The sequence below is a fragment of the Allobosea sp. WAO genome, from assembly GCF_001509835.1.
Classification (GTDB): domain Bacteria; phylum Pseudomonadota; class Alphaproteobacteria; order Rhizobiales; family Beijerinckiaceae; genus Allobosea.
On record NZ_JXTJ01000042.1, the window covers coordinates 1 to 296 of the forward strand.

Genomic DNA, 296 nt, shown 5'->3' on the forward strand with positions numbered 1-296 from the left:
GATGGCTGCGCGGTCGCCCGGACGGCCGAGGCCAAGGCGCTAGGCATCCGGATGGGTGCGCCGATGTTCACGATCCGCGAACTTTGTAAGCGCGAGGGCGTCGTCGTCTTCTCATCGAACTACACGCTGTACGGGGACATGAGCCGCCGCATGAACACGGTGTACCAGGGATTCGCGCCTGACATCGAGATCTACTCGATCGACGAGAGCTTCCTCGACCTGACGCCGGTCGTCCCGGAGCAACGCGAGGAACTCGGTCGGGACCTGCGGTCGACGGTGTCAACCTGGACGGGTGT

Annotated in this window: 1 pseudogene; it reads left to right on the forward strand. The window is 64.2% G+C overall.

The features are described from left to right. Nucleotides 1–296, forward strand: a pseudogene (locus DK26_RS28330) (Y-family DNA polymerase); the annotation flags it as partial.